Genomic DNA, 18633 nt, shown 5'->3' on the forward strand with positions numbered 1-18633 from the left:
TTCCCTTACACTCGCGAAAAAAACGGTAAGGAACATCATGAAAATTTTTGCTCCCGCAGTTCTGACGCTGGCCCTGAGCACCAGCTTTGCTGCCAACGCAGCAACGCCTCCCGATACGCTGGTGATCGCCCAGTCAATTGATGATGCCAGCAGCTTCGATCCGGCTGAAGGATTTGAGCTCACCTCCGTGCAGGCTTTTACCAACCTTTATCAACGCCTGTTACAGTCCGATCCGCAGAATCCTAACGAGCTGAAGCCAACCCTGGCCAGCCGCTGGGAAGCGGGCAAAGATAACCGTAGCCTGATCGTTACGCTGCGCGACGGCGCTACCTTTGCCTCTGGTAATCCGGTGCGTCCGGAAGATGTGATGTTCTCCCTTGCGCGCGTGGTTAAGCTGAACCTTGATCCCTCCTTTATTCTTACTCAGCTCGGCTGGACCAAAGAGAATGTGGATAGCCAGCTGAAGAAAATCGACGATCGCCACGTGCAGATTAGCTGGCAGGCCAACGTCAGCCCAACCTATGTGCTGAGCCTGCTGGCCGCGCCGGTCTCCTCGATTGTGGATGCCAAAACCGTGCTGGCTAACCAGAAAAATAACGATCTGGGCAACAAATGGCTGGCTACCCATTCCGCCGGCAGCGGCCCCTTCCAGATCCGTCGCTTTGTGCCGCATGAAGTGGTGCTGTTAACCGCCAATCCCCGTTCGCCGGGCGATGCGCCAAAGCTGAAAAATATTCTGATCAAAAACGTCCCGGAAGCAGCGACCCGCCGCCTGCTGCTGGAACAGGGCGATGCAGATATTGCCCGTAATCTTGGCGTGGACCAGATCTCCGCGCTGAAAGGCAAACCGGGCGTCAAACCGCTGGCAATCCCGATGGCCTCGCTTTACTACATGCAGTTCAATATCGACGCGCAGCCCGCGCTGAAAAATCCCGCGTTGTGGCAGGCTGCACGCTACCTGTTTGACTATCAGGGTATCGCCAACGATCTGCTGAAAGGCCAGTTCCAGGTGCATCAATCCTTCCTGCCGGAAGGCTTCCCGGGCGCGTTGAACGAGACGCCCTATCAGTACGATCCGGAAAAAGCCAGGGCGATTTTAGCCAAAGCGGGACTGAACAATGTCAGCTTTAAACTGGTGGTCAGTAACCAGCCGCCCTATCTGGATATCGCCCAGGCACTGCAGGCCAGCTTTGCAAAAGGCGGCATTAAGATAGAGCTGATCCCCGGCCTGAGCACCGAAGTCGCGACCAACGTGAAAGCGCATAAATATGAAGCCACGTTAAACGCCTGGGGAGCGGACTATTTCGATCCGAATACCAACGCCTCCGCCTTCGCCTATAACCCGGAAGATGGCAGCAAAACCCTCGCCTGGCGCTCTAACTGGCATATTCCTGAGCTGAGTAAGCAAACGCTGGCCGCCACCGCAGAAAGCGATCCGGCGAAGCGCGTTGCGCTTTATCAGGCGATGCAGCGCGAAGTGATGAAAAACTCTCCTTATGTGGTCGGCCTGCAGGCACGTAACCTGATCGCCGTTCGCGATAATCTGAAAGGCTACGTTCAGGGCATCAACCCCGATATGGTTTACTACAGCCAGGTCAGTAAGTAATGGCAACCAGCACAACGCATGCCGGGCTTGCCCGGCAATTCTGGCGCGGTGGCCGTCGTCTCGTCACTGGCCTGCTCTCCTTGCTGGTCACGCTGCTGGGCCTGCTGGCTTTCACCTTTATGCTCTCCCATTTGTCGCCGGTCGATCCGGTGTTACAGGTAGCAGGCGATCACGCCAGCGAATCCACTTATCAGCAGGTGCGTCACGATTTAGGGCTGGATAAGCCGCTGCCGGTGCAGTTCTGGCGTTATCTGAGCCATCTGGCGCACGGCGAACTGGGCGTATCCAATATCACCAGCCAGCCGGTCGCCAGCGATCTGGCGCGCACCTTTCCGGCCACGTTAGAGCTGGCCACCTGCGCCATGATTTTCGGCGCGGTATTCGGTATTACGCTGGCGTTGCTGGCGGCCTGGAAGCCAGGCAGCCTGCTGGATAATCTGGCGCGTCTGATTTCGCTGCTGGGCTATTCGGTGCCGGTTTTCTGGCTGGGGCTGCTGGGGCTGCTGCTCTTTTATGCGGTGCTGCACTGGTCTGCCGGGCCGGGACGACTGGATGACATCTGGATCTACACGCTGGAGCCAAAAACCGGCTTTGTACTGATTGACAGCTGGCTGTCGGGCGACAGAGAGATGTTCCGCAACGCCATTGCACATTTATGGCTGCCGGTGGTGGTGCTGGGGATGCTGTCGATGGCGGGCATTACCCGCCTGCTGCGCGCCGCCCTGCTGGAAGAAAACAGCAAAGAGTATGTCACGCTGGCACGGGCGAAAGGTGCCAGTCGCGGGCGTATTCTGCTGTGCCATATCTTCCCTAACGTACGCGGCACGCTGATTACCGTGCTGGGGCTCTCCTACGCCACGCTACTGGAAGGCTCGGTATTAACGGAAACGGTTTTTGCCTGGCCCGGCGTGGGCCGCTATCTGACCACCGCGCTGTTTGCCTCCGACATGCCCGCCATTCTTGGCGCAACGCTGCTGATTGGCAGCTGCTTTGTGCTGCTTAATGCGCTGGTTGATGCGCTGACCTGGTTAACCGATCCGAGAACCCGATGACACAACATTTATCCGACGCGGAAATCGTCACGCCGGCACCGCGCCGCCGTCGGTTGACGACGCTGGCAGTTGGCGCCACGCTGGTGGCCATTCTGGTACTGACCGCGCTGCTGGCTCCGCTGCTGGCGCCTTTCGATCCCAATGCGCAAACTATCTCTGCCCGTTTGCTGCCCCCTTCTGCCGCTCACTGGTTTGGCACCGACGGCTTTGGTCGCGATCTGCTGTCGCGCGTGATTTATGGCGCACGCCCAACGCTGCTGCTGGTGTCGCTGATTTTAGTGCTGACCATTCCGTTCGGGCTGCTGATCGGCATTGTCGCAGGCTACCTCGGCGGCTGGACCGAGCGCGTGCTGATGCGGATCACTGATATTTTCCTGTCGCTACCTAATCTGGTGATTGCGCTGGCGCTGGTTTCCATCCTCGGTCCCGGCCTGCTTAATGGCGCACTGGCGCTGGCATTAACCAGCTGGCCACCCTTTGCGCGTCAGGCGCGTGCGGAAACGCTGGCGCTGCGCCGCAGTGATTATCTGGCTGCCGCGCGTATGCAGGGCATAACCGGACTGCGCCTGATGTTTGGGCATATTCTGCCGCTCTGTCTGCCCAGCGCCGTGGTGCGCGCCGCGCTCAGCCTCGGCGGGATTATTCTTTCCGCCGCCGGTCTTGGATTTCTTGGCATGGGCGTACAGCCGCCTACCGCTGAATGGGGCTCAATGGTCGCGGAAGGCAGTAAAGTGATTTTCGATCAGTGGTGGGTGGCGGCTGCGCCGGGCGGCGCCATCTTATTCGCCAGCCTTGCTTTTAACCTGACAGGCGACGGCCTGCGTGACCGACTGGATACCCGCCATGGCAACTGAACCTTTGATCATCGCCGATAACCTGACGATTCACAGCCATGTCACACCGCTGGTACGGCAGGTAAGTTTTACCCTGGGCCGCGAGCGCGTAGCGCTGGTTGGCGAATCCGGTTCGGGGAAATCGCTGACGGCACGCTCCCTGATGGGGCTGCTGGCCCCGGGTCTGCATTTGCAGGCGCGTCAGCTGCAGGTTGCCGGGCGCGATGCGCTGACGCTGAATGAAAAACGCTGGAGCCAGCTGCGCGGCAGCGAACTGGCGATGGTGATGCAGGACCCTAAATATGCCCTAAACCCCACGCGTACCATCGGCTGGCAGGTAGAGGAGCCGCTGAGACTGCACCATCGTCTGAGCCGCGCCGAGCGTCGGGAAAAGGTTACCGGGATGCTGGCTGCGGTCGGATTGCCGCAGCCGGTTCAGCTGATGACACGCTATCCGCATCAGCTTTCGGGCGGCATGGGGCAGCGCGTGATGCTGGCGATCGCGCTGATCGCCGATCCGCAGTTTTTGATCGCTGATGAGCCTACCTCCGCGCTCGACCATGCGATGCGCGATCAGGTGCTGGCGCTGATCCGCCGACTGGTTGAAGAACGCAACATGGGATTGTTGTTGATCAGCCACGATCTGCAGCAGGTTTCTGAACATTGTGAACGGGTCATGGTGATGTATAAAGGTCAGCTGCTTGATAATCTGCCCGCCGCCGAGCTGCCGCGCGCTACCCATCCTTATACGCGCACGCTGTGGTCATGCCGCCCCAGCAAAGCTACGCATGGTCAACTGCTGCCGGTGCTGGATCGCAGCATGCTGGAGAGGGAGCCTGAGCATGATTAATTTGCAGAACCTTAGCGTGGCACACCGCCAGGGCTACGATTTACGCACCGTGGTGCATGAGGTTTCTCTGACGGTAAACGCCGGTGAATGCTTTGGGCTGGTCGGGCCTTCCGGCTGCGGCAAGTCGTCGCTGCTGTGGGTCATGGCGGGCCTGAATCCGCACTGGCAGGGAGAGATGCAGCTGGCCGGACATCAGGCGTTGCCGGGTAAAACCTTTACCGGCGACCTGCGTCGTGAGGTGCAGATGGTTTTTCAGGATCCGTATGCCTCGCTGCATCCGCGCCATCGGCTGCGCCGCACCCTGGCCGAGCCGTTAAAACTGCTGAAGCAGGATAATATTAACGATCGCATTAATGCAGGCTTTCGCCACGTTGGGCTGGATCCGGCGCTGGCCGATCGCTACCCGCATCAGCTTTCCGGCGGTCAGCGTCAGCGTGTGGCGATTGTGCGTGCGCTGCTGTTAAAGCCGAAAGTGCTACTGCTGGATGAGCCGACCTCCGCGCTGGATATGTCGGTACAGGCGGAAATCCTCAATCTGCTTAATCAGCTAAAGCAGCAGGACGGCTTGACCATGGTGCTGGTGAGCCACGATCCGGATGTCATCGATCATATGTGCGATCGCGCGGTACAGATGGCGGAAGGCCGTATTATTGCTACCCGCGCCTGAAACGGCGCGGGACACGTCACCTTTTGCTCTGCGCCTGCTGTGCTTTAGGCTGCTATCAGGAAATCGCAGAATCGGAGGCGTCTTTCTTCTTGTCTGATTCAAAATGCGTTTTGAACTGCTCATAAATAGAGATCATGTTGCTGGCATCGCCCTGAAGCGGGCTAAGTTTACCGGCGCGTACCAGTTCAATTACCAACTGCAGCGCAGCCTGTTTCGGGCTGCTGGAAGGATGAGCAATTTCATTCGACATAAAAACGTTCCTGTCATTAAGGGTGGAAATGGCAGAGTTTAGCCTAAACGCCACCAAAAAACCGCGCCTGCGCGTGAGGTTAGCTGGCTGTTTTTTATTGAATCAGATAAATCGCTCTGTTTTTATTTTTACCAATACCAATAATGCGTTTTATCTGCTGCGCATGAGGATAACGAACCGTCAGCCATTGAGATTCAGCGACGATCCGTTGATTATCAGAGAATTGACTGAATGTCTGTTTTTTAGAATGGCATCGCTTGCTTATCCCTGGCAGGCAAAATTTTTATTGGCAATCCGCAGTGCTAAGGTGCAAAGAGTAAACCTGCGACCCTGTCAGATTACGCCGGGTTTCGTCGTTTAGCGAAACGTCAGGACCAGGCTTAGCTCAGGTAAACAAATCTTCATACGGCCTGATCAGCTATACTTAACAACGGAAGAAAAAAAGAAGCCGACACCGGGCGCGCAAAAGGAGCTGAGAATGTTGATTGGATTTGTGCTTTTAGTTAGCGCCTGTGGTCATGACGCCTGTGATGCCCTGCCGGTTACCGAACATATTTATCCCACCCGTGCCGCCTGCGAACATATGGCCACGCGTATTCATCAGCGCCGCCCTAATGCGGTTCTGCTTTGTGGCGAAGTTCATCGTTAATGATCCGTGCGGGCACCTTCTTGTTCACCGGGCTATCAGGTAAGAGAACGTAAACATGTCCTTTAATGGCGGCTGGCAGGTTGCTATCCGCCATTAAAAAGGTCAAAATATGAGCTGTTATTGCCCTTACCAACATCGTTGTGAATCCCATGAAAAATCGTAAGCCCCGTCGTCCCAGCGGACGATGGATTTATTACATTCTGGAAGATGGTATTCTCTGGCCCTGCCCGGTACGCTGGGAATGGGAAAGTGGTTACGACGGCTGGTTGCCGTTCTATTTCTCACCAACGCTGGAGTTTGTTGCAGGCGATCCGGCCAAGGCCTGGCGCGTTCCCGGTTCTGGTAATCGTCCGGCACGCCGTCTGCACTGGCCTGAAGCGGCCTGAAGTAATAAATCTGTCTGTTACGCATAATGTCATCACTTCCCCTGTAACGAATGAAAAACCCGACCGTAAATACGCGTCGGGAAAGTGTTTCCATACCTCAAAGGGGAAAAGCCATCATAAATGGCAAACTGAAGCGCACAATGCCACATCACCAGCAGTGCGCGGATAATATAACACAATCTTAACTATTCTGGCGTTAAGGAATCGTAAAGAAAACCCTGTTACGCCAGATTAATCAGTGGTTTCAGCAACATCACCTTCCCCTGCGCTTTACACAGCCGAACATATCAATAAGCTTTATTACTATAGTTAAAACGTTGGCCTCGCTGTTTTCATGCCTGCTTTTATCGTGCCGCCTGGCTTTTCCCCAGTAGTTGTCTCTGTGCCAGGCGCTTATTAGCAGGCAGGAAGCGCTATCTGGCCGGGGCGATGATAAAAGCTGCTCCAGTCCTGATGCACAAAAACAGCACCTCTTCTTTTTTTGACAGCAATTCCCTCATCATTATTCACTTTTCATCAGGATCAATTATCGTTAAGGTGAGTTCATCAGCAAGATAATTACTCAGGGAACCGTTATGTCATTTTCTCCAGAAACGCATGCTATTTCGCGCAATCCTGCCAGCGGCGAGATTCTTTCTGCCCGTCCTTACATCAGCGCGCAGCAGGTTGATGCGGCTATCGCCGAAAACCATCAGGCCTTCCGGCAATGGCGACAGCAACCGCTGGCGCGGCGTGCACAAAAATTACGCGATCTCGCTACCGCTATCCGGGCACGTGGCGAAGAGATGGCGCAGATGATTACCGCCGAGATGGGTAAACCGATTCTGCAGGCGCGTGGCGAAGTAGAAAAATCGGCGCAGCTCTGCGACTGGTATGCTGAACATGGCCCCGCCATGCTGGCAGCCGAGCCGACGCAGGTAGAAAATAATCAGGCCGTGATTGAGTATCGTCCGCTTGGCCCGGTGCTGGCAGTAATGCCCTGGAATTTTCCGCTATGGCAGGTGTTGCGCGGCGCCGTACCGATTTTACTGGCGGGCAATAGCTATCTGTTGAAACATGCGCCGAACGTCGTGGGCTGCGCTCTGCTGATTGAGGAACTGTTTAACGATGCCGGTTTACCTTCTCACCTGCTCCGGGTGATTAACGCCACCAACGACGGCGTGAGTCAGGCGATTAACGATGCGCGTATTGCGGCGGTAACGGTAACCGGCAGCGTACGGGCCGGAGCGGCGATCGGCGCACAGGCTGGCGCGGCGCTGAAAAAATGCGTGCTGGAACTGGGCGGTTCGGATCCGTTTATTGTTCTGAAGGATGCCGATCTGGATGCGGCGGTGCAGGCTGCTGTTGCCGGACGCTATCAGAATACCGGGCAGGTATGTGCCGCAGCCAAGCGTTTTATTATTGAACGTGACATTGCCGACGCCTTTAGTGAAAAGTTTGTCGCGGCCGCAAAGCAGCTGAAAATGGGCGATCCGCGCGTGGAAGACAACACCATCGGCCCGATGGCGCGCTACGACCTGCGCGATGAACTTCATCAGCAGGTTATGGCGACGCTGGCTGAAGGCGCAACCCTGCTGGCAGGAGGAGAGAAGCTGGCCGGTGAAGGCAACTACTACATGCCGACCGTGCTGGGCAACGTGACGCCCGCGATGACGGCGTTTCGTCAGGAGATGTTTGGTCCGGTAGCGGCAATCACCGTGGCGGATAACGCCGAACATGCGCTACAGCTGGCGAATGACAGCGATTTCGGCCTGATGGCTACCATCTACAGCGCAGACGACGCGCTGGCGGCTGACATGGCGGAACGTCTGGAATGCGGCGGCGTGTTTATCAATGGCTACAGCGCCAGCGATGCACGCGTTGCTTTCGGCGGCGTGAAAAAAAGCGGCTTTGGTCGTGAGCTGTCGCACTTCGGCCTGCATGAGTTTTGTAATGTGCAGACCGTGTGGCGTAACCGTCGCTAATATCATGATCTGGCCTGAAAGTAGCTATTTCAGGCCTTTGCAATAAGGGAAACAGACGTTTGTATAAAAAGTGGATAGTTCTGCTGTTGCTGGGCGTGGCAGGCGTGATGGCATGGCGCTACATAACCCATGTCGATCCTGACGATCAGGATTATTATTCAGCGATCCTGTGTGGCGTGGTCGGTAAACAGAACGATAACTACGCTGCGAGTATGCGTAATATCATTGAAGGAAGTAATAATGAGTATGCATTGCAACGTATCAGGTTTAACCGTATCGCAGCCGAGCGGGCGATAAATGCCTGGGAAACACTGCCTGATGCGGAAAAAAGCACACTGGCTCAGGATACAAATGCCTGCCAGCACGCTCTGACTGCCTTAGTGGTTAATCCGTAAACGCCCCTCTGTTTCTCTCTGTGAAAAAGCTGGCGCTAATCCGCTTTTTCACATTCTCATTTACAGCTCTCTTCCAGCCACTATCCTTGTTAATCTTAGCGACCCACTCCGCCTTTGCTGGCGTGAGGCGGCAAAAAATCGATTTGTTATCTGAAGGAGAACCCGGTGGCGGTAAAATTGGTTGCGGTTGATATGGATGGAACATTTCTTGATTCTGCCAAACGTTATAACAAAACGCGTTTTTTGCGTCAGTATGCTCAGCTGAAAGAACGAAACATCCGGTTTGTGGTGGCCAGCGGCAATCAGTATTATCAGCTGCACAGCTATTTCCCTGAAATCGCTGATGAAATCGCCTTTGTGGCGGAAAACGGCGCCTGGATCAGCGATCAAAATCAAGAGGTGTTTTGCGGGGAACTGAGTGCAGAGAGTGTCCGGCAGGTGCTGGCAATCTTAGCCGAAGAGCCGGAAATTCATACTGTGGTTTGCGGCAAGCGTAGTGCTTATATCTCTCCCTCGATGCCGGACGAGGTGGTGGCGCTCCTGTCAAATCACTATCGTCGCCTGGAAAAGTGCGCCGATCTCAACAATATTGATGACACTATTTTTAAATTTTCGCTTAATCTGCCGCATGATGGCGTCGCTCCGCTAATTGAGCGGTTAACCAAAGCGCTTAATGCGGCAAAGAATATTGTGCATCCGGTTTCCAGCGGTTTCGGCTTTGTTGACCTTATTATTCCTGGCCTGCACAAGGCGCACGGGATCGGCTTGCTTCAGCAGCGTTGGGGCATTGATGATTGCGAGGTAGTGGCGATCGGCGATAGCGGCAATGATATCGAAATGCTGCGTCATGCGGGCTACAGCTTTGCAATGGCGAACGCCACAGAAGCGGTAACGACGGCAGCGCGCTACCGTACAGAGAGTCATGATGATGAAGGCGCGCTGAATGTCATCGCACGCCTGCTGGCAAAAGAGTATCCCTTCAACTGATCCCGCTTTCCTGAATGACGGCAGCGTGTGGCTGCCGTACTCTCGTATCAGATAACCGCAACGCCGCCGGTAACCGCAACGGTTGAGCCAGAAATATAGCTGGCCTCATCGCTGGCAAGCATCACATAGGCGGGTGCCAGTTCGGCCGGTTGCCCGACGCGCTGGAGCGGTACTTCACTACCCAAATTTTTCACCTGCTCTGCGGGCATAGTGGAGGGGATCAGCGGCGTCCAGATGGGACCAGGCGCCACTACATTAGAGCGAATACCCTTTTCAGCCAGCAACGCAGCCAGGCTGCCGGAGAAATTAACGATTGCCGCTTTGGTTGCTGAATAGGCAATCAGTTTCGGTTTCGGCTGGTCGGCATTAACCGAGGCGGTATTAATAATGGATGAGCCAGCAGGCATATGCGGCACCGCCGCTTTGCAGAGATAAAACATGCCGTAAAGATTGGTTTTCATCGTACGGTCAAATTCATCATCGCTGATCTCATCCAACGAATCCCGGGTCATCTGAAAGGCCGCATTATTAACCAGGATATCGATCTGTCCGAAGTTGCTGACCGCCTGCTGAATAATATGGCGGCAGTGTTCCGCTTCGGTAATATCGCCTGGCACCAGCACAGCTTTTTGCCCTGCTTCTTCAATCAGGCGAGCGGTATCTTTGGCATCTTCATGCTCATTCAGATAAGAAATCAGCACATCGGCCCCTTCACGTGCATAGGCAATAGCCACGGCGCGACCAATCCCGGAATCCCCCCCGGTAATAATCGCTTTTTTACCCGCAAGGCGGCCCGAACCTTTATAGCTGGTTTCACCGTGATCGGGCGCTGGCTGCATATCAAAAATAGTGCCGGGTACATCTTGCTGCTGCTCTGGCTGCGGTGGCTGTGGTCGACTGGTCATAACAGAAACGTCTCCTTTCAGGTGAACGGCGACAAAGGCCGTCAACACAACTAAAGATCATCTTATTATTCAGTGAATACAGCAGCATAAGCTGCTGTGACTGAATAACCGAATACCGTTTCAGTATAGTTGACTCACTCGTAACGCAAGCGCAGCGGCATTATCTCTGATAAACCGGCAGCACATTCAGGCGGCTGTGGGTGCGCTGAATATCATCCAGCTCCACACCCTGCGTCAGAGTCGCCAGGGGATAATTCGTGGTTAAAAATAGCCGGCACTGGAGATCGTAGAGCACATCAATCACATTAATAAAACGCTGCTGAATGGCGGGTGAAACCCGGGCCAACGGCGGCACATCTTCCACCAGCCACTGCGGGTATTGCTCGCAGAGCTGCAAATAGTCCATCACCGCGGTTGGCGCTGCGCACAGCGCGTTGAAAGAAAAATGCAGAAACGCCCCGGCAGGTGAGAGCGTTTCAAGTATACGATAGCCTGCCTTTAACGGCAGCGGAGCTTCTGCCGGGGCAGGCAGTTCCAGCCGTTGCCGCTGCGCCTGCGTGGCGGCAATCAGCAGTCCGCCATATCTGAACGCGCCCTGAGCTTCATGAGTTAGCGTGCGGTAATCTTTTTCTCCGGTTAGTGCGATGACCTCCATTTTCTCTCTGATTAATGCAATCGACGAGAGAAAGCGCTGATGATAGAGCGGATTAGCCAGCAGATTTTCCGGTGGATGGTTTGAGGTCGCAACCAGCAATACGCCGCGCTGAAACAGCTGCTCCAGCAAAGGCTTGATGAGCATCGCATCACCAATATCATGCAGATGAAATTCATCAAAGCAGAGCAGCTGACAACGGCCAATGCAGGCTTCTATCGCGGCCTCAACGCTACTGCCGCGCGCAATTATCTGATGCAGTTCGCGGAAAAAAAGATGAAAGTGTACGCGTTTTTTCTGCGCCAGCGGTGCCCAGTTAAAAAACGCATCGGCAATAAATGATTTGCCGCGTCCCGGCTCGCCCCAGATGTAGAGCCCGTGATGAAACCGCTGAGCGTGTGACAGCACCGGCGCGATTAACGCATCCAGACGGGTAATAAGCTGTAGCTGTTGCCCGTCCAGAACGATGTTTTTTTCTGCGGCCTGCTGCTGCATGACTTGTTGAAAAGCAGATGCACTCTGCCGTCGTGTTTCCATCATCTCACTGCCCCGTTGCGTTATCTCTCCGCTATCATAGCCAGGGCAGAAACTAATAACAGCAGGGCGAAGGCGCGCTGTAGAGGAAAACGTTAAGCGGTATGCGGTTACAGGATTCAGCATCCATCCACATGCGCTAATATCTGGCAGCTCTGCCCGCCGCATGCGTGATGCCGAAGGGGCAACGCAGTAACGAGCCCCGGCACATCTACTCTTCGTGCTGTTTACAATTGCCCCTCACCTTCCTGCTTTTTTCATCTATAAACAAAGTGTTTAAAGTGGCTCAATTTTCCATAACACAAGCATGCCCGGCTATTACTGGAAAAAAGGCGAAGTCATTTCTCAACACGCTATTATTTATCGGTTTAATTTTCTCTGGCGGCGTTTATTAATAAATAAGCTGGCACTGTTGCCGTCACGCTTATTTAGCCAAATGCATTAATAAAACTCACTTCTTTATCTTTACCCCTATAAGGTTATTCCTAACTTATTAGGGTCAGGCGCGCATTTCTTGCGCAGCGATCAGGCTTGCCTATACTTAGGCTAACCTCTTTCATTGTTAAATTATTTAATTAAATCACTATAAACAAACGTAACCGTAATTAGTCTTTTATCACTTTATTAATTTGACAGGGCTCCCCAGCCTCTACTCTTGCTTATACAGCCAATAGGTTCTGCCTCCTGGTCATGCTTTTTAATGGCCTGCAAATTTGAGCGGCTTTTGCCGATATTTTTGATTCAGCAGATGTGGCTGCGCGCTTTTTTATGCAGGCAAAGCTGCAGGAGAGATAATGATGACACCTTTTGCTTCATTCTGGCAGGCAGGTTATGAAGGCGCGGATCATATTAACCCGCACGGCACCCGGTTAGCGATGAATGACACTAACGCTCACCTGATGCGGGTTAAAGAGGATTATGCAGCACTGAAAGCCTTTAATATTAATTCGGTGCGTGAAAGTGTGGGCTGGCGGCTTATCGAACGCAACGGTGAATATGATTTTTCCTCGCTGGTTTCGCGTATCGAGGCGGCGCAGGAGCACGATATCCAGATCTGCTGGACGCTTTGCCACTATGGCTGGCCAGAAGATCTTACCCTTTTCTCTGATGATTTTATTCCACGCTTTGCCGCCTTTTGCGCGGCCACCGTGCGTTTCCTTGCGCCTTATTCCACGCAGCCGATCTACTCACCGATAAATGAAATCTCTTTCCTGAGCTGGGGAATTGCCGTTGGGCTATTTCCCTGCGCTAACCTGCCGGAATCCGATCCCGCCGATGCCTGCAAACGCCAGTTGGTTAAGGCGACGCTGGCCGCCTGCGATGCAATCTGGCAGGCCGACAGCCGGGCGCGCATTCTGCACTGCGATCCCATTATTCATCTGGTCTCAGAAGAAGACACGCCAGAGGCAAAGCTGACGGCACAGTCCCACAGCAACGCGCAGTTTCAGGCATGGGATATGCTGAGCGGCAGACTGGCACCGGAGCTGGGCGGCGCGGCGCACTATCTCGATCTGATCGGTGCGAATTATTATCACGATAATCAGTGGGCAATCCCTTCCATGAATCGGCTGCACTGGCATCTTGGCGATCGTCGGCGCAAGCCGCTGCATCAAATGCTGACGGAGCTGCATCAGCGTTATCAACGCCCGGTCCTGATCTCGGAAACCAGCCATGTAGGCAGCGGGCGCGGTGCCTGGATCGCAGAGGTGACCGCTCATATTGCACAGGCACAGCTCAGCGGCGCTGAGCTGTGCGGCGTCTGCCTCTATCCCATTATCGACCGACCAGCATGGAATGATTTGCTTACCTGGCCGCGTAGCGGGCTATGGGATCTCGACCACCACGGCCCCGACCCTTTTCTTCGCATTATCAATCAACCCTACGCCACGGCGCTCTGCCAGGCGCAGCGTACTTTACAGAACTTTCAGTCATTTATCGCTCCGACCGCGGAGAATAAGGAGAATGGTATGCAGCAAAAGACTTTGATCGTTTTTAGCCATTTGCGTTGGGGTTTTGTTTTTCAGCGCCCGCAACATTTGCTGTCTCGTCTGGCACAGCACTATCGCGTGCTGTTTATTGAAGAGCCGATTTACGAGGCGGGATCGCCGGTGCTGCATTATTCGAATCCTGCTCCCAACGTCACCGTTATTCAGCCGCATACGCCAATCGCCGCGCCGGGTTTTCATGATGACCAAATCGCAACGCTGCAGCTGTTGCTGACGTCACTGGTGGATGAACAAGAGCAACCGATTGTCTGGTTCTATACGCCGATGGCGCTGCCGCTGCTTACACCCTTTACGCCTTCGCTGGTGGTTTATGACTGCATGGATGAGCTTTCCGCCTTTAATATGGCTCCGCGCCAGCTTCAGCAACGCGAATCGGCGCTGATGGCGCGTGCCGATCTGGTGTTTACCGGTGGCTCCAGCCTGTATGAAGCGAAAAAGCACAAGCATCACGCCATTTACTGCTTTCCCAGCAGCGTCGATGCCATTCATTTTGAACAGGCGCTGGATCGCAACAACGGACATCCGCAGCAGCAGATGCTACCGCACCCGCGCCTTGGCTATTACGGCGTAATTGATGAGCGCCTCGATCTGGCGCTGGTGGCCGCGCTGGCCGATGCGCACCCGGAATGGCAAATCGTGATGGTTGGTCCGGTAGTGAAAATCGATCCGGCCACGCTGCCGCAGCGCGCTAATATCCACTGGCTGGGTCAGCAGCCTTATGAGGCGCTGCCGCAGTTTCTTGCCGGCTGGGATGTGTGCCTGATGCCTTTCGCTTTAAACGCCTCAACAAAATTTATCAGCCCGACCAAAGTGCTGGAGTATATGGCGGCCCAGCTGCCCATTGTCAGCACCGCGATTACCGATGTCGCACGTCATTACGCAGAGCTGGTCGCCATCGCTTACCATCCCGAAGAGTTTATTCACGCCTGTGAGCGGGCGCTGAGCATCAGCCCCGACGATCGTGAGCAGCTGGCGCAGCGCATGCAGGCGGTGGTGGCCGCCACATCGTGGGATGCGGCAGCGGAACAGATGTTCTCGCTGATGAAAAAAGGGGCGGCCAAAACACCTACGCCCGTACCGGAAAGCGTCATGCCGGTGATTGCCGATGAAGTGCAGCAAATCACCCGCCGCCTGAATCCCGCTACCGAGCAACAGTCGGTGGTCCCCTGCCTGATTATCGGTGCCGGACCAACCGGACTGAGCGCGGGCTACCATTATGGTAAAGGCGCAGTAGTACTGGAAAAAAATGCCACGCCGGGCGGCTGGTGTCGTTCGATTACGGACAAAGGATTCACCTTTGACTATGCCGGACACATCATGTTTTCGCAGGACCCGTATGTACTGAAAATGTATGAAATGCTGCTGGGCGATAACCTGCACTGGCAGATGCGCGAAGCGTGGGTTTATAACGACGGCATTTATACCCGCTACCCATTCCAGGGTTCACTCTATGGCCTGCCTGCCGAGGTGATTAAAGAGTGTATCCTTGGCGCAATTGAGGCACGCTACGGCGTCAGCCATGAAACCCCAGAAGCGTCAAATGGCGCGCAATCGGTAACCAGACGCCATGATTGCTGTGCCGACGGCACGGTGCCGGATGGTGATGTCTACGCTGGACAGGAAGAGCCGACACAGCCAGAGAACTTTGAACAGTTTATTTTCCGTACCTGGGGACGCGGCATTGCTAAACATTTCGCCCTGCCATATAACCGCAAACTCTGGGCGCTACCGCTAACGGAGATGGAAACCTCCTGGCTGGGCGGACGTGTACCGCTGCCGGATCTGGCGCAAATCATTGAGGGCGCGCTGGCACCGCTGGAGAAACCCATGGGGCCGAACGCGCGCTTTGGCTATCCGCTGGAAGGCGGCTTCCAGGCGCTGATGAACGGTTTTCTGCCGCATCTCGCCTGTGAGCTGGAGACCAACAGCACGCTGGCCGAACTGCATCCTGAACAGCATATCGCCGTACTAACTGACGGGCGACGCTATCGCTACGATCAGTTGATCAGCACTATGCCGCTGCCACAGTTGATTGCGATGATTGGCGATGAAGCGCCGCAGGAGATCCACGATGCGGTGGCAAAACTGCGCCACGTTTCCATTCGCTGCGTCAATATCGGCGTGGGACGCGCCAATCTAACCGAGAAGCACTGGATCTATTATCCAGGCGATACACTGTTTCATCGCATCTTTGTACAGGGTAATGCCAGTCCGCTCTGTAATCCGATCGGGGGCTGCGGTTTAACTTTCGAGATCAGCTATTCGCCGGATAAGCCGCTGCCGGCAGAGGGCGATGCGTTAATCCAGCGCTGCATCCAGGAGTGTATTGCGGTGGGTTTGATTACCGCCGATGACCCGATTCTTACTGCCAATCAGATTGATATTCCCTATGCCTACGTGGTGTACGATCATGCGCGTAAAGCCAGTATTGCGCTGATTCGCGACTGGCTGCTACAGCAGGATATTTTACTGTCGGGGCGCTACAGCGAGTGGGAATACTACAACTCCGATCACGCTTTTCTCGCGGGTAAGCGCGCGGCGGAATTTGTTAAAGAGCGCGCAGGCTCGCTGAAAACCCAGGAAACCGGCTACTAAAATTAACCGGCATCGGGTTTTCTGCCCGATGCCCCTTCCCTGCTTTTCCCTGCTGCCTCCCCATCCCTATCTGGTCTACACTGGTTGACACCGGTCGGCGCTTTCCTGCGCACATAATCATAACCATACCGGCAGAGACAGAATTAGGTGAAGCAATGAAAATACGGTTTCTTTCCAGTAATGAGCTCAAGCTGGACGAAGTACGTAAAATCCTTGAGCCCATCGGTGTAGAAGTGCTCCCCGTGGCCTGTCGGATTGAGGAAATACAAACGGAAGATGAAGTTGAACTGGTACACGACAAACTTACTAAAGCCTTTTCCCTGATTGGGCGGCCACTGTTTGTCGAGCATACCGGTCTTTACCTGGACGGGCTGAATGGCCTGCCCGCCGGGCTGACACGCATTTTTTGGCATCGACTGGATGCCGATCGCTTTACCGCGCTGGTGCACGCGCTGGACAGCCAGAGCGCCACGGCAAAAACCGTTCTGGGCTACTGTGACGGGCGCAAAATGTATCAGTTTTCCGGCGAAGTACGCGGTAAGATCATCGCTGAGCCGGCGGGCTCGCGTGAATTTCTCTGGGATTGCATCTTTGTGCCGGAAGGCCATACGCAGACTTTTGCCGAAATGGGTGAGCTAAAGCATGAAATTTCCATGCGGCGGCTGGCGCTGGATCGCTTTGCCGCCTTTTTGAAAACCGCAAGGAATCTGCCATGAAACCTGAACTGAAACGTGCCTACGATGCCGGAAAATTAATTCTCTTCGCCGGGGCAGGCGTTTCACGCAACCTGGGCCTGCCGGAATGGCATGAGCTGATTGCTCATCTTGCGCAGGAGCTGGGCTACGATCCGAAAATTTTCAATACTTATGGCACCCATCTGTCGCTGGCAGAGTATTACAAGCAGAAAAAGGGATCGCTGGGTCCGCTGCGCAGCTGGATGGATCGCGAGTGGCACCGTCCTGATATTGATGTGCGTTCCTCAGAAATTCACACCATGATTACCCAGGGACATTTTTCACGCATCTATACCACCAACTATGATCGCTGGCTGGAGATGGCGCACGACGCGCACAAGGTGCCCTATTACAAAGTGGCAAACGCTGCCGATCTGGTTTCACTTACTGAAAACCGCCGTCATATTATTAAGCTGCACGGCGATTTTGATGACGATACCTCTATTGTGCTGGATGAAAGCAGCTATTTTGAACGTCTCTATTTTGATTCACCGCTGGATATTAAACTGACGCACGATGTCATGGGCAATTCTGTGCTTTTTGTCGGCTACAGCATCAGCGATTTTAATATCCGCCTGCTGTTCTATCGCCTGACAAAAATGTGGGGCCGTACCGGACTGGCTTCTGCCCGTCCTACTTCTTATCTGTTTACTAACCGGAGTAATCCGGTGGCGAAAGAGGTATTAGGCCAGTGGGGTATTGAGATGATTGTTTCAGAGGAAGATGATCCGCGTAAGGCGCTGGGGGATTTTCTGACTGAGCTGATTGCCTGAGGCTTACCCTGCGGGTGGCTATGCACGGCCACAAAGAGGAGATGGGGTAAATCGCCTCTTTTGCTGGAAGAGCAGCGCACGCTCCCTTTATGTGGCCGACATTTTACTCTAATGCTGACGACCAGGCAGGGAGTGTAAAAAGTGAAACATCAGTGACGAAGCTGTGCCAGCTCGTGTTCAGTAAGGCCGGTGGCTTCCAAAACAGACTCGCGAGACATGCCCATTTTCAGCAGGCTGCGTGCAACTTCAAGTTTGCCTTCATTACGCCCTTTTTCAATGCCGCGCTGTTCACCAAGCTGGATACCTTTCTCAATCCCCTTTTCGATACCTTTCTCAATCCCCTTCTGCTCAAGCTGCTGTGCGATGGTCATAAGTGCGTCTCCGTGTTGCGGCACACGCTGTGCCAGTTCTCGAACAAAGGTTTCGGCATCGGCTGACTCACCTGCCTGTAACAGATAGTGTATCAGTGCCATTACCTGGGGTGAAGAGAGATAATCAGCCATCAGCAGCGTAGCCAGACGATCAATCAGAGTAGCGATGTCACGCTGGTGAATATGTTTTTGCAGCAGCGTAAGTGCTGCCATGCTGCGATGGTTCATAATCTCATCGTCAGGTATTACAGTGATATCCACCAGTGGGAAAGCGCTCCTATAACGTTTTTCTGCCAGTGCCGGATCATCAAACTCATCCAGCCAGCGGGTGGTTTCGAAGGAGGATGCGCCATATAAGACGCTGGCGCGTTTCTGGCTAAGTTGATTGCCTGAGGTTTTATTCCTCAGGCAAAGGGTTACGATT

18 protein-coding genes are annotated in these 18633 nt (G+C 54.4%); 14 read left to right on the plus strand and 4 right to left on the minus strand.

Translation table 11 applies throughout. The features are described 5' to 3' along the window. The first annotated feature begins 37 nt into the window (after positions 1 to 37). The 5 genes from B1H58_RS02160 to B1H58_RS02180 are packed head-to-tail and all read left to right on the plus strand — an operon-like array spanning position 38 to position 5008. Entirely contained in the window at positions 38 to 1606 is a 1569-nt protein-coding gene (locus B1H58_RS02160) for an ABC transporter substrate-binding protein (RefSeq protein WP_085067767.1), read from the plus strand. Next, positions 1606 to 2658 (plus strand): ABC transporter permease, encoded by a 1053-nt coding sequence (locus tag B1H58_RS02165; RefSeq protein ID WP_085067768.1) that lies wholly within the window; start codon positions 1606 to 1608, stop codon positions 2656 to 2658. Before B1H58_RS02160 ends, B1H58_RS02165 begins: the two co-directional genes overlap by 1 nt. After that, the gene (locus B1H58_RS02170) at positions 2655 to 3512 is read left to right on the plus strand and encodes an ABC transporter permease (RefSeq protein WP_085067769.1); all 858 of its coding nucleotides are present in this window, start codon (positions 2655 to 2657) and stop codon (positions 3510 to 3512) included. Before B1H58_RS02165 ends, B1H58_RS02170 begins: the two co-directional genes overlap by 4 nt. Continuing rightward, on the plus strand, positions 3502 to 4341 hold the full coding sequence (locus B1H58_RS02175; RefSeq protein ID WP_085067770.1) for an ABC transporter ATP-binding protein: 840 nt from the start codon (positions 3502 to 3504) through the stop codon (positions 4339 to 4341). The genes B1H58_RS02170 and B1H58_RS02175 overlap by 11 nt, the downstream gene beginning before the upstream one ends. After that, positions 4334 to 5008 carry an ABC transporter ATP-binding protein gene (locus B1H58_RS02180; protein ID WP_085067771.1) on the plus strand — a complete coding sequence of 225 codons (675 nt, stop codon included), beginning with the start codon at positions 4334 to 4336 and terminating at the stop codon, positions 5006 to 5008. Before B1H58_RS02175 ends, B1H58_RS02180 begins: the two co-directional genes overlap by 8 nt. Positions 5009 to 5063: 55 nt before the next feature. Here B1H58_RS02180 and B1H58_RS02185 read toward each other — a convergent pair whose 3' ends face one another. Next, positions 5064 to 5258: a hypothetical protein gene (locus tag B1H58_RS02185; RefSeq protein ID WP_085067772.1), complete on the minus strand. Its 195-nt coding sequence runs from the start codon at positions 5256 to 5258 to the stop codon at positions 5064 to 5066. 28 nt (positions 5259 to 5286) lie between these two features. Here B1H58_RS02185 and B1H58_RS02190 point away from each other — a divergent pair, with 28 nt between their 5' ends. The 6 genes from B1H58_RS02190 to B1H58_RS02210 all read left to right on the plus strand — a co-directional run bounded on the left by B1H58_RS02190 (position 5287) and on the right by B1H58_RS02210 (position 9639). After that, entirely contained in the window at positions 5287 to 5619 is a 333-nt protein-coding gene (locus tag B1H58_RS02190) for a hypothetical protein (RefSeq protein WP_085067773.1), read from the plus strand. A gap of 117 nt (positions 5620 to 5736) precedes the next feature. Continuing rightward, a complete protein-coding gene (locus B1H58_RS20790; protein ID WP_167373277.1) occupies positions 5737 to 5907 on the plus strand; it encodes a hypothetical protein in 171 nt (56 codons plus the stop codon). A 149-nt stretch (positions 5908 to 6056) separates the two neighbouring features. Next, on the plus strand, positions 6057 to 6293 hold the full coding sequence (locus tag B1H58_RS02195; RefSeq protein ID WP_085067774.1) for a hypothetical protein: 237 nt from the start codon (positions 6057 to 6059) through the stop codon (positions 6291 to 6293). A 575-nt stretch (positions 6294 to 6868) separates the two neighbouring features. Beyond that, positions 6869 to 8257: a succinate-semialdehyde dehydrogenase gene (gene sad / locus B1H58_RS02200; protein ID WP_085067775.1), complete on the plus strand. Its 1389-nt coding sequence runs from the start codon at positions 6869 to 6871 to the stop codon at positions 8255 to 8257. Positions 8258 to 8316: 59 nt separating this feature from the next. Beyond that, positions 8317 to 8652 carry a hypothetical protein gene (locus tag B1H58_RS02205; protein ID WP_085067776.1) on the plus strand — a complete coding sequence of 112 codons (336 nt, stop codon included), beginning with the start codon at positions 8317 to 8319 and terminating at the stop codon, positions 8650 to 8652. A gap of 165 nt (positions 8653 to 8817) precedes the next feature. Further along, positions 8818 to 9639 carry a Cof-type HAD-IIB family hydrolase gene (locus B1H58_RS02210; RefSeq protein ID WP_157130136.1) on the plus strand — a complete coding sequence of 274 codons (822 nt, stop codon included), beginning with the start codon at positions 8818 to 8820 and terminating at the stop codon, positions 9637 to 9639. Between the two features lie 47 nt (positions 9640 to 9686). On the opposite strand, the gene B1H58_RS02215 is transcribed toward B1H58_RS02210, so the two are convergent. Further along, positions 9687 to 10544 (minus strand): glucose 1-dehydrogenase, encoded by an 858-nt coding sequence (locus B1H58_RS02215; RefSeq protein ID WP_085067777.1) that lies wholly within the window; start codon positions 10542 to 10544, stop codon positions 9687 to 9689. Positions 10545 to 10704: 160 nt separating this feature from the next. Further along, the gene (gene zapE / locus B1H58_RS02220; RefSeq protein ID WP_237172442.1) at positions 10705 to 11736 is read right to left on the minus strand and encodes a cell division protein ZapE; all 1032 of its coding nucleotides are present in this window, start codon (positions 11734 to 11736) and stop codon (positions 10705 to 10707) included. A 791-nt stretch (positions 11737 to 12527) separates the two neighbouring features. Between zapE and B1H58_RS02225 the strand changes: the two genes are divergently transcribed. From B1H58_RS02225 to B1H58_RS02235, 3 genes are all read left to right on the plus strand, one after another. Next, positions 12528 to 16331, plus strand: a complete 3804-nt coding sequence (locus B1H58_RS02225; protein ID WP_085072215.1) for an NAD(P)-binding protein — start codon at positions 12528 to 12530, stop codon at positions 16329 to 16331. Between the two features lie 155 nt (positions 16332 to 16486). Then, positions 16487 to 17047 (plus strand): non-canonical purine NTP pyrophosphatase, encoded by a 561-nt coding sequence (locus tag B1H58_RS02230; RefSeq protein ID WP_085067778.1) that lies wholly within the window; start codon positions 16487 to 16489, stop codon positions 17045 to 17047. Further along, the gene (locus B1H58_RS02235) at positions 17044 to 17838 is read left to right on the plus strand and encodes an SIR2 family protein (protein WP_085067779.1); all 795 of its coding nucleotides are present in this window, start codon (positions 17044 to 17046) and stop codon (positions 17836 to 17838) included. The genes B1H58_RS02230 and B1H58_RS02235 overlap by 4 nt, the downstream gene beginning before the upstream one ends. A 149-nt stretch (positions 17839 to 17987) precedes the next feature. Here the strand turns inward: B1H58_RS02235 and B1H58_RS02240 are convergent, their stop codons facing one another. Next, positions 17988 to 18632: an Rpn family recombination-promoting nuclease/putative transposase gene (locus B1H58_RS02240; protein ID WP_335671926.1), complete on the minus strand. Its 645-nt coding sequence runs from the start codon at positions 18630 to 18632 to the stop codon at positions 17988 to 17990. Between the last annotated feature and the right edge of the window lies 1 nt (position 18633).

Origin of the sequence: Pantoea alhagi (assembly GCF_002101395.1) — a bacterium.
Classification (GTDB): domain Bacteria; phylum Pseudomonadota; class Gammaproteobacteria; order Enterobacterales; family Enterobacteriaceae; genus Mixta; species Mixta alhagi.